At 33.1% G+C, this 19149-nt stretch carries 20 protein-coding genes and 3 pseudogenes; 13 read left to right on the top strand and 10 right to left on the bottom strand.

The annotated features are described in order from the left end of the window. Nucleotides 1-5 precede the first annotated feature (5 nt). A complete protein-coding gene (locus ACQ9BO_RS07010) occupies nt 6-635 on the top strand; it encodes a response regulator transcription factor (RefSeq protein WP_026730588.1) in 630 nt (209 codons plus the stop codon). A 79-nt stretch (nt 636-714) separates the two neighbouring features. Here the strand turns inward: ACQ9BO_RS07010 and dnaG are convergent, their stop codons facing one another. The 5 genes from dnaG to ACQ9BO_RS06985 all read right to left on the bottom strand — a co-directional run bounded on the left by dnaG (nt 715) and on the right by ACQ9BO_RS06985 (nt 5419). Beyond that, the gene (gene dnaG, locus ACQ9BO_RS07005; RefSeq protein WP_431244129.1) at nt 715-2784 is read right to left on the bottom strand and encodes a DNA primase; all 2070 of its coding nucleotides are present in this window, start codon (nt 2782-2784) and stop codon (nt 715-717) included. Nucleotides 2785-2913: 129 nt separating this feature from the next. Then, entirely contained in the window at nt 2914-3573 is a 660-nt protein-coding gene (locus ACQ9BO_RS07000; protein ID WP_431244128.1) for a hypothetical protein, read from the bottom strand. Continuing rightward, nucleotides 3510-3962 carry a hypothetical protein gene (locus ACQ9BO_RS06995; RefSeq protein ID WP_431244127.1) on the bottom strand — a complete coding sequence of 151 codons (453 nt, stop codon included), beginning with the start codon at nt 3960-3962 and terminating at the stop codon, nt 3510-3512. Before ACQ9BO_RS06995 ends, ACQ9BO_RS07000 begins: the two co-directional genes overlap by 64 nt. Before the next feature lie 415 nt (nt 3963-4377). Next, on the bottom strand, nt 4378-4872 hold the full coding sequence (locus tag ACQ9BO_RS06990; protein WP_431244126.1) for a hypothetical protein: 495 nt from the start codon (nt 4870-4872) through the stop codon (nt 4378-4380). Beyond that, on the bottom strand, nt 4859-5419 hold the full coding sequence (locus ACQ9BO_RS06985) for an RNA polymerase sigma factor (RefSeq protein ID WP_431244125.1): 561 nt from the start codon (nt 5417-5419) through the stop codon (nt 4859-4861). Before ACQ9BO_RS06985 ends, ACQ9BO_RS06990 begins: the two co-directional genes overlap by 14 nt. 307 nt (nt 5420-5726) lie before the next feature. On the opposite strand from ACQ9BO_RS06985, the gene ACQ9BO_RS06980 reads away from it, so the two are divergent. Beyond that, nucleotides 5727-6245, top strand: a complete 519-nt coding sequence (locus tag ACQ9BO_RS06980) for a hypothetical protein (RefSeq protein WP_431244124.1) — start codon at nt 5727-5729, stop codon at nt 6243-6245. Between the two features lie 112 nt (nt 6246-6357). Here ACQ9BO_RS06980 and ACQ9BO_RS06975 read toward each other — a convergent pair. Then, a pseudogene (locus tag ACQ9BO_RS06975) lies at nt 6358-7333 on the bottom strand (polyprenyl synthetase family protein). Between the two features lie 240 nt (nt 7334-7573). Here ACQ9BO_RS06975 and ACQ9BO_RS06970 point away from each other — a divergent pair. Next, nucleotides 7574-8032 (top strand): hypothetical protein, encoded by a 459-nt coding sequence (locus ACQ9BO_RS06970; RefSeq protein WP_431244123.1) that lies wholly within the window; start codon nt 7574-7576, stop codon nt 8030-8032. Further along, nucleotides 8016-8357, top strand: coding sequence for a hypothetical protein (locus tag ACQ9BO_RS06965; protein ID WP_431244122.1), 342 nt, complete (start codon nt 8016-8018; stop codon nt 8355-8357). The genes ACQ9BO_RS06970 and ACQ9BO_RS06965 overlap by 17 nt, the downstream gene beginning before the upstream one ends. A gap of 289 nt (nt 8358-8646) precedes the next feature. On the opposite strand, the pseudogene rlmN reads toward ACQ9BO_RS06965, so the two are convergent. Beyond that, nucleotides 8647-9691: pseudogene (rlmN, locus tag ACQ9BO_RS06960) on the bottom strand (23S rRNA (adenine(2503)-C(2))-methyltransferase RlmN). Between the two features lie 304 nt (nt 9692-9995). Between rlmN and ACQ9BO_RS06955 the strand changes: the two are divergent. From ACQ9BO_RS06955 to ACQ9BO_RS06915, 9 genes are all read left to right on the top strand, one after another. After that, complete coding sequence (locus tag ACQ9BO_RS06955) at nt 9996-10271, top strand: hypothetical protein (protein WP_431244121.1); 276 nt, start codon at nt 9996-9998, stop codon at nt 10269-10271. Continuing rightward, nucleotides 10259-10564, top strand: coding sequence for a YceI family protein (locus ACQ9BO_RS06950; protein WP_431244120.1), 306 nt, complete (start codon nt 10259-10261; stop codon nt 10562-10564). Before ACQ9BO_RS06955 ends, ACQ9BO_RS06950 begins: the two co-directional genes overlap by 13 nt. Nucleotides 10565-10569: 5 nt before the next feature. Further along, nucleotides 10570-11826, top strand: coding sequence for a hypothetical protein (locus ACQ9BO_RS06945; protein WP_431244119.1), 1257 nt, complete (start codon nt 10570-10572; stop codon nt 11824-11826). Beyond that, the gene (locus ACQ9BO_RS06940) at nt 11823-11963 is read left to right on the top strand and encodes a hypothetical protein (RefSeq protein ID WP_431244118.1); all 141 of its coding nucleotides are present in this window, start codon (nt 11823-11825) and stop codon (nt 11961-11963) included. Before ACQ9BO_RS06945 ends, ACQ9BO_RS06940 begins: the two co-directional genes overlap by 4 nt. Nucleotides 11964-12058: 95 nt before the next feature. Next, nucleotides 12059-12517, top strand: a complete 459-nt coding sequence (locus ACQ9BO_RS06935; protein ID WP_431244117.1) for a hypothetical protein — start codon at nt 12059-12061, stop codon at nt 12515-12517. A 187-nt stretch (nt 12518-12704) separates the two neighbouring features. Then, the gene (locus ACQ9BO_RS06930; protein ID WP_431244116.1) at nt 12705-13298 is read left to right on the top strand and encodes a YceI family protein; all 594 of its coding nucleotides are present in this window, start codon (nt 12705-12707) and stop codon (nt 13296-13298) included. A gap of 209 nt (nt 13299-13507) precedes the next feature. After that, complete coding sequence (locus tag ACQ9BO_RS06925; protein WP_431244115.1) at nt 13508-13873, top strand: hypothetical protein; 366 nt, start codon at nt 13508-13510, stop codon at nt 13871-13873. Between the two features lie 112 nt (nt 13874-13985). Further along, nucleotides 13986-14627 carry an O-methyltransferase gene (locus ACQ9BO_RS06920; protein WP_132989390.1) on the top strand — a complete coding sequence of 214 codons (642 nt, stop codon included), beginning with the start codon at nt 13986-13988 and terminating at the stop codon, nt 14625-14627. 160 nt (nt 14628-14787) lie between these two features. After that, on the top strand, nt 14788-15510 hold the full coding sequence (locus ACQ9BO_RS06915) for a phytanoyl-CoA dioxygenase family protein (RefSeq protein WP_431244114.1): 723 nt from the start codon (nt 14788-14790) through the stop codon (nt 15508-15510). A 159-nt stretch (nt 15511-15669) separates the two neighbouring features. On the opposite strand, the gene ACQ9BO_RS06910 is transcribed toward ACQ9BO_RS06915, so the two are convergent. From ACQ9BO_RS06910 to ACQ9BO_RS06900, 3 genes and pseudogenes are all read right to left on the bottom strand, one after another. Then, complete coding sequence (locus ACQ9BO_RS06910; RefSeq protein WP_431244113.1) at nt 15670-16233, bottom strand: phosphatase PAP2 family protein; 564 nt, start codon at nt 16231-16233, stop codon at nt 15670-15672. A gap of 1 nt (nt 16234) precedes the next feature. Beyond that, nucleotides 16235-16582 (bottom strand): Sec-independent protein translocase subunit TatA/TatB, encoded by a 348-nt coding sequence (locus ACQ9BO_RS06905; RefSeq protein WP_132989387.1) that lies wholly within the window; start codon nt 16580-16582, stop codon nt 16235-16237. A gap of 261 nt (nt 16583-16843) precedes the next feature. Next, nucleotides 16844-19089 (bottom strand): annotated as a pseudogene (locus tag ACQ9BO_RS06900) (M1 family metallopeptidase). Nucleotides 19090-19149 lie beyond the last annotated feature (60 nt).

Raw genomic sequence — 19149 nt, 5'->3', positions numbered from 1 at the left:
AAATTATGATTAAAGTATGTCTAGCAGACAATCATCCTGTGACGCACTTTGGCGTTAAGTCTTATTTTAAAGACCACGATCAAATTTCAATTGTTGCCAACGTAGGCAATTTTTCAATGGTTAGAGATATTCTTCAAACGAAGGAGATCGACATCCTAATTCTAGATTTAGAGTTAGAAGGCCTTTCGAGTATCTTTGAAGTGAAATCTATCTTGAAAAACTTCCCAAAAACAAAAATTGTAATTTTTAGTGACCTCGCTGAACAAATGTATGCTCCAAATGCAATTAAAGCGGGGGTTTCGGGGTATGTACACAAAACAGAAAAACTTGAAACTTTAGGTCTTTCTATTATTAAAGTACACGAAGGAAAAATTATTATCAACGAAACAGTTCGCAAAAACATGGCCCTTATTGCTAAACAAAGCAAGAGCGAACGTTTGTACAGAAAACTTTCTAATCGCGAGATTGAAGTTTTACGTTACTTAAGTGACGGTAAGAAAAACAATGAAATTTCTAAAATCTTAAATCTGAACGAAAAAACGATCAGTACTTACAAATTAAGATTATTGACTAAATTGAACGTTACTAATTTAGTTGACTTAGTAAACAAAGCTAAGACTTTAGAAATTATTTAATTTAATGTTGATTTGCTTCGGCAATCAACAGTAATAAAAAAGCTCTGTATTGTTTATCAATATAGAGCTTTTTGATTTTTTAGTGATAAGGAACAACTACTCTTCCTAATTTCTTCGAAAAATTATTCAGCAACTTAGAATAATCTACAACCATCGACAAAACTTCTGAATTATCATCTTGTGGATCCGTAATCAAGGAGTTTTTCAAATCGTGAATAATTTTTGACACCAAAAACCATCTTAATGAAAATATAGTATCGGAAACATTTTGCTCAATAGTCACATTTTTATGTTTCGGAAAAATATTTTGTCCTTCCCAATCGTGAATGACCACTTTTTCATCTTCCATTAAAATATTTGTTACTTCTTGAGCAAATTCTGGTTGCAAGTGCATCAAATATTTGTCTAAACTGAAAACTTCATTTTGATTGAAAAAATTGATCAAGTTTTTGAAAATATCTTGGAACAACTGATTCGAAAGTTCAATTTCGTCTTCTTGCAAACTCAAATAGATTTTTTCAAAAACCCTATATTTTCGTTTTTCGGATACTTCTTTGACATTTCCTTCTTCATCTGCTTTCAAGAAAACATCTTCAAAATCTTCTTCTACACTTCCGTAAAGCAATAACAATTCAATGACTTTCCTTTCAAAACCATACAAAATATCAACTTTTTGAGACGGTTCTTGGTAGCCCATATCTCCCGGATAATCGTAACCTTCTGGCGGGCCAGTTCTTGGATCTTCTGGATCTCCTCCAGAAAAACTTCCTGCATTTTGTGGAGGTTGGTTTCTATGAACTTCAAAAGGTTTTTGCTCTTGTTTTTGCTTTTTATTTGCTTCTGCAATATCTTTTTGAATCAGCTGTGCTAGTGTACTAACTAAAACTTGCTCTGAAATATCCATTATTCGGGCACATTCCTGAACATATACTTCACGCTGAATACGGTCTGGAATTTTAGAAATACTCGCAACCATATCGCGAATCAAATCGGCTTTTTTGATCGGATCGTTTTTAGCTTCGTTCATCAAAATCGAAGCCTTAAACTGTATAAAATCTTTACTATTGTTTTCGAGATAAGCAACTAGTTCGTCATGAGGCGTTTTCCTTGCAAAACTGTCTGGATCTTCTCCATCAGGAAATGCACAAACTCTTACGTTCATGCCTTCTTCCAAGATCAAATCGATTCCTCGAATGGTCGCACGAAGTCCTGCGGCATCACCGTCAAAAAGTACCGTAATATTTCGGGTAAGACGATTAATCAATCGGATTTGATCTGGCGTTAAAGCAGTTCCTGATGACGCCACAACATTCTCAATTCCAGATTGATTAAACTGAATCACATCGGTATAACCTTCAACCAAATAGCAATTATTTAGTTTTGCTATCGATTGTTTTGCCTGAAAAATACCGTAGAGCACTTTACTTTTATGGTAAATATCACTTTCAGGCGAATTCAGGTATTTTGCCGCTTTTTTGTCATTGGTTAAAATTCGTCCTCCAAAACCTAAAACACGTCCCGACATACTTTCAATAGGGAACATTACACGTCCCTTAAATCGATCAAATGGACGGTCTTCTCGTGGAATGGTTAAACCTGTACTTTCTAAAAACTCTAATTTATATCCTTTCCCTAATGCTTCCTTTGTTAAAGCATCCCAGGTTTCTGGCGAATATCCTAAACTAAATTTCTTGATGGTTTCATTTGTAAAACCTCTTTCTTTAAAATAAGAAAGCCCAATCGCTTTTCCTTCTTCCGAATTTAAAAGCGTTTTATGAAAATAATCTTTTGCAAATTCTGAAACCAAATACATACTTTCGCGAACATCCGTCATCGCTTTTTCAGCATCTGTTTGTTCCGTTTCTTCAATTTCAATATTATATTTTCGCGCCAAATAGCGAATCGCTTCTGGATAGGTAAATTGTGAATGCTCCATTAGGAATTTAACCGAATTCCCTCCTTTTCCGGTACTAAAATCTTTCCAGATTCCCTTTGCCGGCGAAACCATGAACGACGGAGAACGCTCATCTGAGAATGGGCTCAACCCTTTAAAGTTACTTCCGGCACGTTTTAAATTAACAAAATCGCCAATAACCTCCTCTACGCGAGCAGTTTCAAAAACAGCATCAATTGTACTTTGTGAAATCAAAACGTAAATTTATTTTTAAAGTTGAAAGCTTGTAAAAGTACATAAATCCTTCCTGAAATTTATTTATTAAACTAAAAAAAGTGCCTCTTTCGAAGCACTTTTTCTACTAACTAAACTTAAACTCGTAACTTAATTAAAATCAAAACGAAGTCCCATTGAAATATTGTTTTCCTTAACTAAATTGTCCTGAAACAACGGATTCAAATCGTATTTTACATATAAGCTTAATTCTTTATATCCTATGTAAGAGCTTACGCCATAAATGAAATTATTTACATTGTATTCGCCTTTAGCTTTGCTTTTATATTTTAAATCGTCTTCTTCGAATTTCAAAATTTGTTTTGATTTTACATTGATTCCCGTGTAACCTCCAATTCCAAAACGGAAACTTTTATGTGTCTTAAAATAAGTCTTTCCATCTTTTACTGTTGGCCTCGTAAAATCAAATTCCAAATGCACTGGCATTACTAAATACACATTTCTAAAACGTGATTCGGTTAAATTTACGGCATTGGTTTCTAAATTGGTTTGATCGCCGTTTACCACAAAATAGCGGTTATCTGTTGGGCGAATGTTATTGTACATTAACGAAAGTCCATACTTCGCATGAAGCAAATTATCATTTTTCATTAATCTTGAATTATAAGTGAAACCCCACTCATAAAAATGCGAACCTATAAAACTGTAATTTGAATCCTGATATTTTCCGTCAACCATCATATTATTCAAACCCAATGCAAAAACAAATTGCGAAGTGGTTCTTTTTCTCCACGAAGAGAATCCTTGCATTTATTATGGTTCCAGTCGTTTTTATCCCAGTAAATAACAATTTTGCTTTTCTTGATAGAATCTTGTTCTTTCAGTTTTCCATCTACTTTTTGTTGTACAAGATCATTCAGTTCATTTTGTGCCAACGTTACTTTTTCCTCGATAATTACTGCTCTGGCCTCTGCCAATTCTTTTTTGCGTTTGTCCGCTTGTTCCTGCGTGATTTTCCCTTCAGACAATTGCACATTTACTGCTTCAACTTCTTGTTTTAAGGTTTCTTTTTCTTCTTTGGTAACTTTCTCGATTTTATTGGCAATTTTCTTCGCTTTTGATTCAAAAGTTTCCTGACTGAAAACCTTGCTGACAAATAAGAAAATTAAAATTACGAGATGAATGGTAAAATTTTTCATGATTGATTTGATTGATGATGATTAATTATTAATTGTGAATTATGAATTGTTAATTGCGAAATGCTTCTCCATCGGGTTAAAACCCGACGCTACAATATGAATCGTCCCTTCGGGACTTTAAATCTATATTCTTTATTCCATTCTCCTTTCTCTTGCTTCTTGCATCTAAAAATCTAAACTCACTCCTGCTGATTTCTGTTCGCCAAAGCCACTTTTACTGTCTGATAATTTTTATTGACTCTTGTAATTACTTTTTCACGAAAGGATTCTTCTAATTCGCCGTCAACTTGATTCAGCAAATCATTGGCATTGACTTTAATTTTTGCTTTTGGTTTAGCCGAATTTTCAGCTACAACCTTATTTTCAGCAGTTTCTAATAGTTGATCTACGCTTTCTTTTTTAGGCGTTTCAGCAACTACATTTTGATTGTTGGTTGACTGTTTTTCTTGATTTTTTTGATGATGATTGAAGACTCCGCTACTTGATTTGATTCATTTTTACTGATTTTATCTGATTTCTGATGATTGATTTTTGCTTCTTGATTTAAGCTTTCTTCTGAATGATTTTCTGAAGTTGCGATTTCATTTTTTGAAGAATTGATGTTGTTCAAAATTGGCTTTTCAACAGAATCTTTTTCTGCTTCTTTTACAACGACTGAATTTTTAGGCGCTTCAATTGTATTTTCTTTTTGATGAAAGAAGAAAGTTCCAACCAACAAAAATCCCACAACGCTCGCCGCGATATAAAGCCATTTTTTGTTCGATTTTTTCTCAGACGTTAGTTGAATTGTTTTCTTTTCTTCGGCAACACTCAACATGGCATCTAATCGATCCCAGGCTTTGTTGCTTGGCTCAATTTTGCGCTGATTTAGTTTCTCACGGAAATCCTTTTCGAAATTATTCGGTTCCATTATCTTGTTTTTTTAAAATAGTAATTTGTGTTTGCGACATTTTTCTAGCGTGCGATAATTGCGATTTTGATGTTCCTTCATTAATTCCTAACATCTTGGCAATTTCATTGTGTTTGTAGCCTTCGATTGCATATAAATTGAAAACCATTTTATAGCCATCCGGCAAGGCATCAATTAAAAACTGAATTTGTTCGACTGTAAATTGGCTGTCGATTTCGTTGAAACTTTCTTCGACAAAAAATTCATCTTCGGCAAATTTTACTTTTTTCTGAACTCTTAAATACGAAATACATTCATTAACCATTATCCGGCGGATCCAGCCTTCAAAACTTCCTTTGTGCTCAAAGTTTTTCAGATTCGTAAATACTTTCATGAAAGCCGTTATCATTACATCTTCTGCCAGCTGAATATCCTTTATATATTGCCTGCAGACGCTTAGCATTTTCGAAGCATATTTACCATAAATCTGCTGTTGTGCTTGACGATTATTCTCGACAGCCAACTTTATGATTTTGGTTTCTTCTTGATGTAACGAAATAATTTTCATTAATAAGCTTTTGGTTTTTGGTTTTAGAAACAGACTTCTATTAGCATAGACGATTATCGATTTGAAATGGTTGCATGGGAGTGAAAAAAATCAAAAAAATAAAATCTAAATCCCAAAAATCGGGTAGAATCTTTGGAATTTATTCTATGTAAACTTAAATAAAATTCTTCTGAATAGGCCTAAACATGCATTGTCTCTACTTAAAAGCGTTATTTCAACAATTATTTAAATTAATACCTATTTACGTATTAAATATTTTATATTTACGTTTGAAATTTTACCAAAAACAACCTAAATCTAATTAAAAATGAAGAGTTTAAAAGACAAAATTGGAGGAATTGTAATCCTTATCGTGGCAATTGCATGCTGTAAACAATGTACATCTGAATACATTAAAGGAGGAGACAACAAAGCCATTTCAAACTATGAAAAAATGATTTTTGACAAATCTACAGCAGTAGCAGAATTATATCCTGAATACAAAGAGGTTACAGTCAAAATTGCCCATGTACCAATTAAAACTTATGAATTCAGATATCATTTTGAAGTTGATGGAAATAAATATGAAGGAGAACATACTTTTAGTACTGATTTGCCAAAATCAAATACTTTAAAAATTTATTATTTGAAAGATGATCCAAATTTCAACTTACAGGATCCACAAGCTAAATTAGACTCAGAAAAAGAAAAAAACACCTCAAACAGCAGTTTATATTGGGCAATTGGATGGGGCGTATTTGCTTTATTGATGCTTTTAGGCCTTATTGATGAATTTAAGAAAAAACCTCAACCTCAACCTGAAACAGAAATTGAACCAGCAGAGTAAATTTGCTTTATCATAAAAAAAAGACCTCTTTTAAAATTTTAAAAGAGGTCTTTTATTTTATAGCTACTCAATTATCTAATTGGCAAATTCCCCAATTATCTAATTAAAAAAATTATTTCTTTCTCTCAATAACATAATTTACCATCAAAGTCAAAGCGTCTTTATATTCAGAATCTTCGAAGTTTTGAAGCAGAGAAAGTGCTTCTTGCTGAAATTCGACCATTTTGTTTTCGGCATAAGCCAAACCATTATTATTTTTTACAAAAGCAATAACTTCTTTAACTCGTTTTTTGTCTTTGTTATGGTTTTTGATGGAGTTTATCAACCACTTTTTTCTTGCGGAGTACAAGTATTTAAAACGTGAATTAAAGGCAAAGTCATTTTTTGCTCCTTAATATCTATTCCGGTTGGTTTTCCGATGGCTTCTTCGCTGTAATCAAATAAATCGTCTTTAATTTGAAAAGCCATTCCAATCAATTCTCCGAATTTGCGCATGTTTTCTACCTGAACATCATCTTCAATTACTGCTTTCGCGCCAAGCGCACAACAAGCCGCAATAAGCGTTGCAGTTTTCTTTCGGATAATTTCGTAGTAAACATCTTCGGTAATATCGAGTCTTCGGGCTTTTTCAATTTGAAGCAATTCGCCTTCGCTCATTTCACGAACGGCAACAGAAATAATTCGGAGCAAATCAAAGTCGCCATTATCAATAGAAAGCAACAAACCTTTTGAAAGCAAATAATCTCCAACCAAAACAGCAATTTTGTTTTTCCAAAGCGCGTTGATAGAGAAAAATCCGCGTCGGCGATTACTGTCGTCCACCACGTCATCATGAACTAAAGTTGCCGTGTGAATCAATTCAATTACAGAAGCACCGCGATACGTTCTCTCGTTTACAACACCTCCAGAAACCATTTTTGCAGTAAGAAAAACAAACATTGGGCGCATTTGCTTTCCTTTTCGATTTACAATATAGTATGTAATTCGGTTCAGCAATGCAACCTTTGAAGTCATCGATTCATGGAACTTTTTTCAAAAAGTTCCATTTCGTTAAAAATGGGCTGTTTTATTTGGGAAGTAATATTCATTTCGATTCCAAATATACTATTTTAAATAAAAAAACGTTATCAATTTTATGTTAGTATATCAACAATTTGTGCACTAATATAAATTCACACCAAAAACACCAAATTTTATTTAAAGCCTAATTTGAATTCAATTAATTAAAATCACGTAAAACTAATTTATTATGAAAACAAAAATTTTATGTATTGGAACGTTAGTCGCTTTATCTTTTTTTGTCAGCTGTAACTCTGATGAAAAAATGAATGACGGATCATCTGCGAGCAATTACCAAAGATGAAATCATCAAAAATTCAAAAATTGACGCTTCAATTGATGATGTAACCAACATTGCCGAAGATCAATTTAGCGCACAACAAAATGTAACTGCCAAACCTAGCGGTATGGTAAAAAATTTCCTTCCGAGTTGTGCTACGATTACAACAGTATTAACTAACAACACCTGGACAAGAACGGTCGATTTTGGCGTAGAAGGTTGTACGCTTGAAAACGGAAATACCGTAAAAGGAAAAATGGTCATTTCTTTCTCTAATGATTTTGCGTCATCCACACAAACGATTAGTTATACTTTTGACGGATTTTATCACAATGGCAAAAAGCTTCAAGGAAGCAAAAGCATAGTTCGAACTGTAAAAACAACCGATTTGCTTGCAACTGCACATCCTGTTTTTACCGCAAGCAATCGATATGACAATCACTTTTGATGACGGAGGTGTTTACACTCGAAAAGGCACGCTAGTTAAAGAACAAGTTGAAGGTTTTGATACTTGGTTCAACTGGGACGACAATGCTTATTTAGTAACTGGAAGCGGTACAACAACTTTCCCTAATGGAGATACTTTTTCTGCGGAAATTACAACTCCACTACAATTTAAAGCATCATGCAAAACATCTTTCCCTGTCAAAGGAGTTTTGTCTATAACCAAAAATGGCGCAACAGCTGTTGTTGATTATGGTGACGGAACATGCAATACTCTAGCAACAATTACAAAAGACGGCGTAACGGAAGAAGTCGATTTGAAAAAATAGAATCCTTTTTGCCCAAAAAAAGCATTAAAAACAAGATCGATCTCGTTTTTAATGCTTTTTTGTTTTATCAATATATGAGATGTGTAGTCCCTACGGGACATATTAGTATTGCGTATATTATTTCTACCCATATGTTGCTCCTAACGGAGCATATTCATTTTGACTATCTCGGAGAAATGCAATGAGATATTTTTTTACCAAATTTATTTACAGGATATATTCCGTAAGGAATAAAATATCGGTAGAAAACAAATGTGTTATATAATAATGTCCCGTAGGGACTAAACTATTACGCTTCTTTATTTGCCAATTGTCCACAAGCGGCGTCAATATCTTTTCCGCGTACTGCGTCTAACTTTTACCACAACTCCAATATTTTCCAATGCTTTTATGTAGGCCATAATTGACTCTTCTGAAGCTTGCTGAAATTCGCCGTCATCAATTGGATTATATTCTATCAAATTGACTTTACAAGGCACATATTTGCAGAATTTCACCAATGCATCAATCGAAGCCTTATCGTCGTTGATTCCTTTCCAAACTACATATTCGTACGAAACTTTGCTTTTTGTTTTTCTGTACCAATATTCCAATGCTTCACGCAAATCTTTCAAAGGGAAATTTTTACTGAAAGGCATAATCTTCGCACGGGTTTCATCAATTGCAGAATGTAGTGAAACTGCTAATTTGAATTTCACTTCATCATCGGCCATTTTTTTGATCATTTTCGGGATACCCGATGTCGAAACCATAATACGTTTTGGCGACATTCCTAAACCTTCTGATGAAGTGACCATATCAATCGCTTTAATGACATTGTTGTAATTCATTAAAGGCTCTCCCATTCCCATAAAAACAATATTTGAAAGCGGATGATTGTAATATAAACGGCTTTCTTTGTCGATTGCCAAAATCTGATCGTAGATTTCGCCTGGCTCCAAATTCCGCATACGCTTTAATCTTGCTGTTGCGCAAAAATTACAATCTAAACTACAACCAACTTGACTAGAAACACAAGCCGTAGTTCTAGTTTCTGTTGGTATCAAAACTGATTCTACCACTAAGCCGTCATGCAAGCGAACAGCATTTTTTACAGTTCCATCGTCGCTACGTTGCATGGTATCAACCTTAATATGATTAATTACAAAATTCTCTTCAAGCATAGTACGCGTTGTTTTGGCAACATTTGTCATGTCTTCAAAACTATGTGCTCCTTTGCTCCACAGCCATTCATAAACTTGATTTCCACGGAAAGCTTTGTCATTGTTTGCGACAAAAAAATCACGCAATTGTTCTTTTGATAAGGCTCTTATGTCTTTCTTTTCGATTTGCATGCTCGCAAAGGTAAGTATTTGTTCATTTCTAATATTATAAACAAGCCTTCAATCTTCAAAAATCAAATAATAAAAAAATCAAAATTTAAAATTCAATTAATAATAACATCCTTTTTCTATAAGAAATCGATTTCAATAAAAAATGAAAACGTTGTAGTTAATATGTAAGAATTTAATAAAATTTTAACAATGATTTTTATCATAAAACTCAGTAAAATATAAGTTGACCTTTGAAACAAGTTAAAACATCATTATTAGTACTAAGCAAAAATTAACTTAATTTTTACAATATAAATATTACAAAATGAAAACTACAAAAATCAAATTGATCACAGCTGTAATTACCTTTTTGGGAATTACTTCGTTTGCTTCAGCTCAAAAATCATACACTTTAGATTCTAAATCTACTTTTTCTGTTGCGGGAACCTCAACACTTCATGATTGGGAAATGAAATCAGGATCTGGAACTGGCTCAGCAAATTTAACGATCGCCAGTTCAAAGCTAACTGAAATAGAATCTTTGTCTGTTACTCTTTTAGCAGAAAGCGTGAAAAGCGAGAAAAAAGCATGGACAAGGTAGCGTATGAAACTTTGAAAACAGATAAAAACAAAAACATTAAATATGTTTTAAAATCTGCCGAAAAAGTAAACGAAACAACTTGGGAACTAACCGGAACTTACACAATTGCCGGCGTAAGCAAAGTTTTAAAAACTACTGTTAAAACATCAATTACCAAAGACGGATTAAACATGCAGGGATCAAACAAAATCACATTTGCTGATTTTGGAATGAAATCTCCAACTGCCTTATTAGGCACAATAAAAACCGGGCAAGATTTAACTATAAAATTCAATTTAAACTTTAATTTATAACCGCCATGAAGAAGATTTATGCTCTATTTATTACATTAGCAAGTACATTTGCTATGAATGCACAAGTGAGTTTTGGTCATATCCAAAATCAAATTCCAAGAAATCAAAAAGGAATCAATCAATTTGATGTTAAAAAAGATACTGTCGCTTACAAAGGATTAAGTGTTGACATGGGTGCCGCATTTGCGCTTCAATTTCAAGCTGTAAATTCATTCAATGATCAAAAAGATTTAGCCACTGCGCCAGGTTACAGATTAAATAATCTAACCAACAATTTCAATTTACCAAATGCAAACTTTACAATTGGAGCACAATTGTATGATGGTGTACGTGTGAACTTAGATCTTTATTTAGCATCTAGACACCACAACGAAACTTGGGTAAAAGGAGGTTATTTACAAATCGACAAATTAGACTTCATCAAGAAAGATTTCCTTGCCGATTTCATGAAATACACTACAATTAAAATTGGTCAGATGGAAAATAACTATGGTGATGCTCACTTTAGAAGATCTGATAATGGAAATGCATTCATGAATCCGTTTGTAGGAAACAACATCATGGACGCTTTTATTACTGAAATGGGAGCTGAACTTTATTATAACAGATCAGGTTTTGTCAGCATGATTGGAGTTACTAATTCTAAATTGAACCAAAACGTTCAGGAAATTGTAGCGACTACTCCTACTGCATCAAAACCAGATAATAATACAACAATTAGCCCTTCTATTCTTGCTAAATTAGGTTGGGACAAACAAATCAATGAAGATTTAAGAATTAGATTGACTGGTTCTTACTATCACACTGCAAATTCTAGCGGAAATTTATATGCATCTGACAGAGCAGGAAGCCGTTTTTATGGTGTAATGAGCCACTCAGATTACAATATTATTAATCCAGCTACTGGAGCGATTGTAAGCACTGTTGCAAACAATTTTGACCCAACTGCAAATAAAGACACTGGAAGATTTAATCCTAATTACGGAAACTGGGCAACATCATATATGGTTAACCCTTTTATCAAATATAAAGGTCTTGAATTCTTTGGAACTTTAGAATTTACTTCTGGAGGTGATTATAAAGGTACTGATGATACAAGAAAAGTGAATCAATATGTTGGAGATCTTGTATATCGTTTTGGAGAAAATGAAAGATTTTATGTAGGTGGAAAATACAATTTAGTTGATGGAAAACTTTCAAATGCAAGCGCACAAGCAATTCAAATAAACAGATTTGAAGGCTATGACGAGGTTGGTTTATGACTAAAAACGTCCTAGCTAAATTAGAGTATGTAGACCAAAACTATAAAAACTTCTCTCAATTTAACGGAGCAACTCCAAACGATCTTTTTGGTGGAAGCTTTAAAGGGTTGATGTTTGAAGCAGTAATTCTATTTTGATAAAATGCCCAATAGATTTATTTTTTAATTATGGGTTTAGCGACTTTCTTTTTATTAGGAAGCGCTAAACCCTCTTCTTTACAGATGATACAACCTTGCTAATAAACAAAATAAAAATAGAAATTACAGGAATATCAACTGTAGGCAAATATAATTGCTCAAATACTTTTTCCACAAAAGACACGATTTGCATTAATTCAAATAAAAAAAACACTTTTACTACGGCAATTAAAATGGCAAGTTTCGATTGTGGAAACAAAATAATGACTAAAGATTTGCAAGGCACCGTTAAGGCTCAAAAATTCCCAAATAGTATCGTTTCTATAACTGATGTAAAACCAAACGGTAAAAATTACAAATGCAAACTCAATTTTATTGTTACCGATAAAACATTGAAATACAATGATTTTATTTTATACAATTCTGACAATACTATTCAAGGAAAACTTAATCTAAAATTTTCTGATCTCGAATTGGTACCTCCTACAAAAATGGCAGGTCTTATAAAAGTCAAGGATGACATTGTAATAAATTTTATTCTTTACAAAAATTAAAACAAATACTATCTAATTAAAGACCTATACTAGAGAGGACAGAGATGTTTCTCCTTTAGTATAGGTTTTTAATTAAATCTTAACCATGATTTTTATCAGCTCTCATACGATTTGTTCAAAATACCTTTGACTCAAGAAAAAGATAGGATTTACAAACTATCTAGTTTTAACTAAATACCACATAAAAATGAAAACGATCAAATCAATTTTATTAGCCGTAGTAATTACATTATCTCTACAAGTAAACGCACAAAAAAGATATTCTCTCACAAAATCAACTTTTGAAGTTGCAGGAACATCTAATATACACGATTGGGTAATGCGCTCTTCAGATGGCACGGGTAGCGCCATTTTTACCATCACTGATTCAAAACTTGTCGATATTAAAAACTTAACTATTACATTGCCTGCCGAAAGTATAAAAAGCGACAAAACCAGTATGGATGATGTCGCTTACGAATGTTTAGACACCAAAACGCATAAAAACATAAAATACACTTTAAAATCGGCTGATAAAATAAACGAAATAACTTGGATTTTCACTGGAACATATACCATTTCAGGTGCCAGCAAAGATTTTAAAACACAAGTAAAAGTGACAACTATTGACAACGACACTTTTGTATTACAAGGCTCAAATCGAGTAACTTTTACTGATTTTGAAATGACGCCACCATCGGTCGCCCTTGGCGTAGTACGAGCTGGCAAAGAGTTAACTATTCTTTTCAATATTACTCTAACCGATTTTGCAAGAAATGAAAATGTGCTAGTGATCAAATAAATGCATTGGCAACTAGGTAAAAATTATACTTAAAAAAATCTTAAAGTAAATAGGTTTTCATTCTAACAGAAAATTTTGGCACAAGAATTGTCTAGCACATTTAAGGAAAAATAATCTTACAAAGCGCGCACTAATTTTAAAATTTGTAATTTTATTATTTCGACGATATAACCTTTATTTTTTAATAAACCTAAAAAAGACAATTCATTATGAAAAAACAAATTTTAAGCTTAGCTGTTGTTGCTTTATTAACTTTGGCTGTACAATCTTGTGGCAATAAAGAGCCAAAACCTGCAGATGACGAATTAACACTTGGAAACAAAGTTGACTCATTAACTTCAGATATTGAAGAAGTAAAAGACAGTGCAGTAAGCAAAACTGAAAGTGCCGCTCAGGATGTTAAGGATGCTACTAAAAAGGTCGCTGACGATGTAAAAGATGCAACTAAAAAAGCCGCAGATGACGTAAAAGACGCAACTAAAAAAGGAGCTCAAAAAGTTGAAAATGCGACAAAAGCGACAAAAGATGGAACTGTAAAAACAGCAAAAGAAGTAAATGAAGCTTTGAAAAAATAATTTCATTTAAAAATCGAATTCAAAACCATTCGCCAAAACGAATGGTTTTTTTATACCCAAAAATTCAGTTTATAATTTTGTATTTTTGCTTCAAATTAATAAGACTCGGAAAATGCATTTTATTTCACAAGAACTTGAAGATTACATCGAACAACATTCTGAAAACGAACCAGCGTTATTAGCAAAACTCAATAAAGAAACCTATCAAAAAATTCTTTTGCCAAGAATGTTGAGCGGTCACTTTCAAGGACGTGTTTTGAGCATGTTGTCTAAATTGATTCGTCCAGTAAATATTCTTGAAATTGGAACTTATACTGGTTATGCGGCTTTATGTCTTTGCGAAGGAATGCAGGAAAATGGACAATTGCACACTATTGACATCAAAGAAGAATTGGTTGATTTTCAAAGAAAATATTTTGATGCATCTCCCTGGGGAAATCAAATTTTTCAGCATTTAGGTGAAGCCATTGATATTATTCCGACGCTTGATGTAAAATTTGATTTGGTTTTTATTGATGCCGATAAAGAAAACTACCTCAATTATTGGGAAATGATTGTTCCGAAAATGAATAAAGGCGGCATTATTTTATCTGATAATGTTTTGTGGAGCGGTAAAATTCTGGAGCCAGTTCACCCAAACGATGTAAGCACAAAAGTTCTTTTAGAATACAACCAGCTTTTGAAAGATGATCCTAGAGTGGAAACGGTTTTATTGCCAATTCGTGATGGATTGACGGTTAGTCGCGTTTTATAGAAAATTAAAAAAATTAATTGCCTCCAGCTTTAGCTGGAGGAACGAAATTTAGATTCCAAGGCTTTAGCCAAATTTAATACTCACTAATTTGGCTAAAGCCATTTCTTTGCAATATTATTTTACCCCAGCTAAAGCTGGAGGCAATTAAAGTTTTTTTTAAATGAATTATATAGACAAAATAAACTCTGAAGGTTTTTCAATTGTAAATAACGTTTTTACAGAAAATGAAATTGAAAATCTAATTTCATTGATTGAAAACAAAACTGCAAATAATCCAGAAAATGCCACTTTTAGAAAGTCTCAAGATTTATTTGCCATCAGACAATTTCACAAAGAAATCCCTGAAACTTTAGATTTTATTTTTAATAAAAACTTAAATCAAATTATTGAATCCAATTTTGGAAAAGGTTACTTTATAACAAAATCCATCTATTTTGATAAACCAGAAAAATCAAATTGGTTTGTAGCTTATCATCAAGATTTGACTATTTCTGTGGATAAAAAAATTGAAGCTGAGAATTTTGAAAATTGGACTGTAAAACAAAATCAGTTTGCCGTTCAGCCTCCAAAGGAAATTTTAGAGGATAATTTCACTATCAGAATTCATATAGACAAGACAACAAAAGATAATGGCGCTTTAAAAGTCATAAATAATTCGCATTCAAAAGGAATTTTGAGAATCGAAAATTTAGATTTTGAAAAGGAAACCGAAACGATATGCGAAGTTGAAAAAGGCGGCATTATGATTATGAAACCTTTGTTATTTCATGCTTCAAACAAAACTACAAACAACGAAAGGCGAAGAGTAATTCATATTGAATTCAGCAGAGAGCAACTTCCTCAAGGACTTGAATGGAGTGAAAAAACAATAATTCAAAATTGATTCTCACAAAAAACAAAAGGCTTTAACCAAGTAATAGATAAATATTTGGCTAAAGCCTTTTGTTTTGACCCATAAAAAAACTCCAGCTAAATGGAGTTTTTTTTATAATTTATATTAAATTCTTAGCATCTTAGTAGCTTACAAACTTAGAATCTTTTTTTATCCCGGAAAATACTGTGGTTTCAATTTTCGATAAACTAAATAAATTAGCGATCCGAAAAGAGCTCCAAAGAAATACCCAGCCAAAATATCACCTGGATAATGCAATCCTAAATAAATTCGGCTGTAAGCAAAAATTAATGGCCATAAAAAGATGAATCCCAAATACTTGAAGCGGCTTTTTAAAACCAAGAATAAAAAAGTTGCAACGGCCATGGTATTTGTCGCATGCCCAGAGAAAAAACTATAAGATGTTCTCACCTGAACAATACGGATAATCGATTTTAATTCGGGATTATTACATGGGCGCAAGCGCTGAAAAGTATGTTTGAACAAATTGCAAGTCTGATCTGTAAAAGCAATCAAAACCGCAATGAAAAGCAATAAATACAAGGTTTGTTTCCCTCCTATTTTTTTATAAATAAGATAAAACATTAATAAGAAAAGAGGTGTCCAATTTAACTGGCTTGTAATAATCAGCCAAAGTTTATCGTATGTTTCAGAACCTAAACCATTCAGATACACAAAGAGATTTGTATCTAATTCTTGTATTTTTTCAAGCATATTACATTTGACGTTTTATAGGTCCTGAAAGCGAATCAATATCTTCTTTTACTTTATCAATTTCTGTAGCTGTATCTCCTAAAAGATTTCCTGAATCTCCTAAAATATTCGATTTTGCTTCATTGATTTGAGCATTGATATTCCCTGTTATACTGTTAAGAGATTTCGTATCAAGTCCGTTTGCTTCAGCTCCTTTTTGAATCTCGCTTTTAATATCATTGGTAGCATTTTTTAATTGCGCCATAGCTTTACCCATTGTACGAGCAATTTCTGGCACTTTATCTGAACCAAAAAGCATTAATACTATAAACAGTATGAAAACTAATTCTCCTCCTCCTATACCGAACATATCTTTTTAATTTTGTGTGGTCACAAAGATATTAAATTTTGTTGCGTAGAGTTTTAAAATTTACTTAAAAAAAATAGGACTACCAGCATAACGGACTAATAATTCAATTAAGCACACAGATAATGCGGATTAAACGGATCTTTACCGATTAAATATAAAAATCAGTTTAATCTGTGTCATCCGCGCGCCATTTTCAAGATAAGCACAAGTAACGGATAGTCATAAAAAAAGACTCTTTTCAGAGTCTTTTTTAGTTTATTCTTAATCAAATTTTGATTTTTCTTCTGTTTTTGGCCAAGCATTGTTGGTTACATCAATATCAGCAGTCATTAATTTTGGGTCAATCTGAATACTTTTGATTGCTTTTGAAGTTGCATAAACTTTTTTAGCCGTATCATTATTCTTTCTCCAGATTTGTGCTGGGTACTGATAATTATCTTTTGAACCATCTTCGTACGTAATCTCTACTAAGATTGGCATAATCATTCCTCCTGGTTTATTGAATTCTACTTCGTAGAAATATTTAGGAGATTTTAAACCTGCTTTTTCATCTGCTGTAAAAGTTTGATTTACATAATCCGATAACAATTTTACGTCGTCAACTTTTAAAGCTTTCTTGCTTGATGCGCTAACCTCAGCGTTATCTCCAGAAACTAAATATACGAATGGTCCTTTATCTAAACCAAAACGTCCTTTTCTAACTTTTACATCTTTTAAATCCGTAGTTGGAGTCTCAGAAACATAATATTGTTTTACTTCTTTAATTCCGATATCTACAAAATCAGTTGAGTAAAACCATCCTCTGAAAAACCAATCCAAATCAACTGCCGAAGCATCTTCCATAGTTCTGAAGAAATCCTCTGGAGTTGGATGCTTGAATTTCCATCTGTTTGCGTATGTTCTGAAAGCATAATCAAACAATTCTCTTCCCATAACAACTTCTCTTAAAATATTAAGACCTGTAGCTGGTTTTCCGTAAGCATTGTTACCAAATTGAGCAATTGTTTCAGAGTTAGACATAATTGGCTCTAAAAACTTTTGATCACCGCTCATGTAAGGAACAATATTTTTTGCTGGTCCACGTCTTGATGGGAAATTTGAATCTAATTCCTGTTCAGCTAAATATTCTAAAAATGAATTCAAACCTTCATCCATCCAAGTCCATTGACGCTCATCTGAATTTACAATCATTGGGAAGAAAGTGTGCCCAACTTCGTGGATAACTACACCAATCATTCCATTTTTAACTTCTTTGCTTGTTACACCATTTTCGTCAGGACGACCAAAATTCCAGCAAATCATTGGGTATTCCATTCCTTGATCTTCTGCAGAAACTGAAACTGCTTTTGGATAAGGATAATCAAATGTATGAGAAGAATAGCTTTTTAAAGTATGTGCAACAACCATTGTAGAAGTTTCTCCCCAAAGCGGATTCGCCTCTTTAGGATAAACAGATTCTGCCATAACAATTTTTCCACCTAATTTAACAGCCATTGCATCGTAGATGAATTTTCTTGAAGATGCAATTCCGAAATCACGAACATTTTTCGCACTGAATTTCCAAGTTTTTTCTTTTCAGAGAAACCTTTTTCAGCGACTTCTGCTTCAGCTTGCGTCACAATTACAACTGGTTTGTCAAATGATTTTTGAGCTTGCTCGTAACGTTTAACTTGTTCAGCCGTGAAAACTTCGCTTCTATTAGTCAATTCTCCTGTAGCATCAATCACGTGATCAGCAGGAACTGTAATGTTTACATCGAAGTTTCCGAAAGGAAGAGCAAACTCTCCACTTCCCCAGAACTGCATGTTCTGCCATCCTTCAACATCATTATAAACTGCCATTCTTGGGTAGAATTGAGCAATTACATATAATTTATTTCCGTCTTTTTCGAATAATTCATAACCAGAACGTCCACCTTCTTTTCTGTAATTATTGATGTTGTACCACCATTTTATAGCTAAAGAAATTTTTTCACCTGGTTTTAAAGGAGTAGCCAAATTAATACGCATCATTGTTTCATTGATCGTATATGACATTGGGTTTCCTTTTGCATCTTTTACTTGCTCAATATTAAAACCACGCTCTAGATCTTTTTTAAGATATTTATTCGCAAATCCTTCAAGTGGCAAAACCTGACTCAATTTTTCACCTTCTGCTAAAGAAGTCTGTCCGTTTGCTCTTGCTTGATTTTGATCAAGCTGGATCCATAAATATTCCAAACTGTCTGGTGAGTTGTTAGAATACGTAATCACCTCAGAACCTGTTATTTTTGAATTTTTATCGTCTAGTTCGATATCAATTTTATAATCTGCTTGTTGTTGATAATAAGCTGGTCCTGGAGCTCCAGATGCAGTACGAAACATATTTGGAGTAGCCAACAAATCATACATTTGGCTGAATTTGTTTGTGTCATACTTTCCTTGTTGTCTTGGAGCTGGCGGGGTATTTGCTTTTTCCTGAGCAACCAACATCGCTGGAAAAAGTAATAATAGCGAAAGTTTTTTCATAAAAGTTTAATGGTAATTTTATCAGGGTGTGAAAATAACAATTAAAATGATAATTTCACC

Origin of the sequence: Flavobacterium sp. P21, from assembly GCF_050632225.1 — a bacterium.
Lineage (GTDB): Bacteria > Bacteroidota > Bacteroidia > Flavobacteriales > Flavobacteriaceae > Flavobacterium.
The sequence above is the reverse complement of the archived record's forward strand: the minus strand, read 5'-3'. Positions and strand labels throughout refer to the sequence as shown.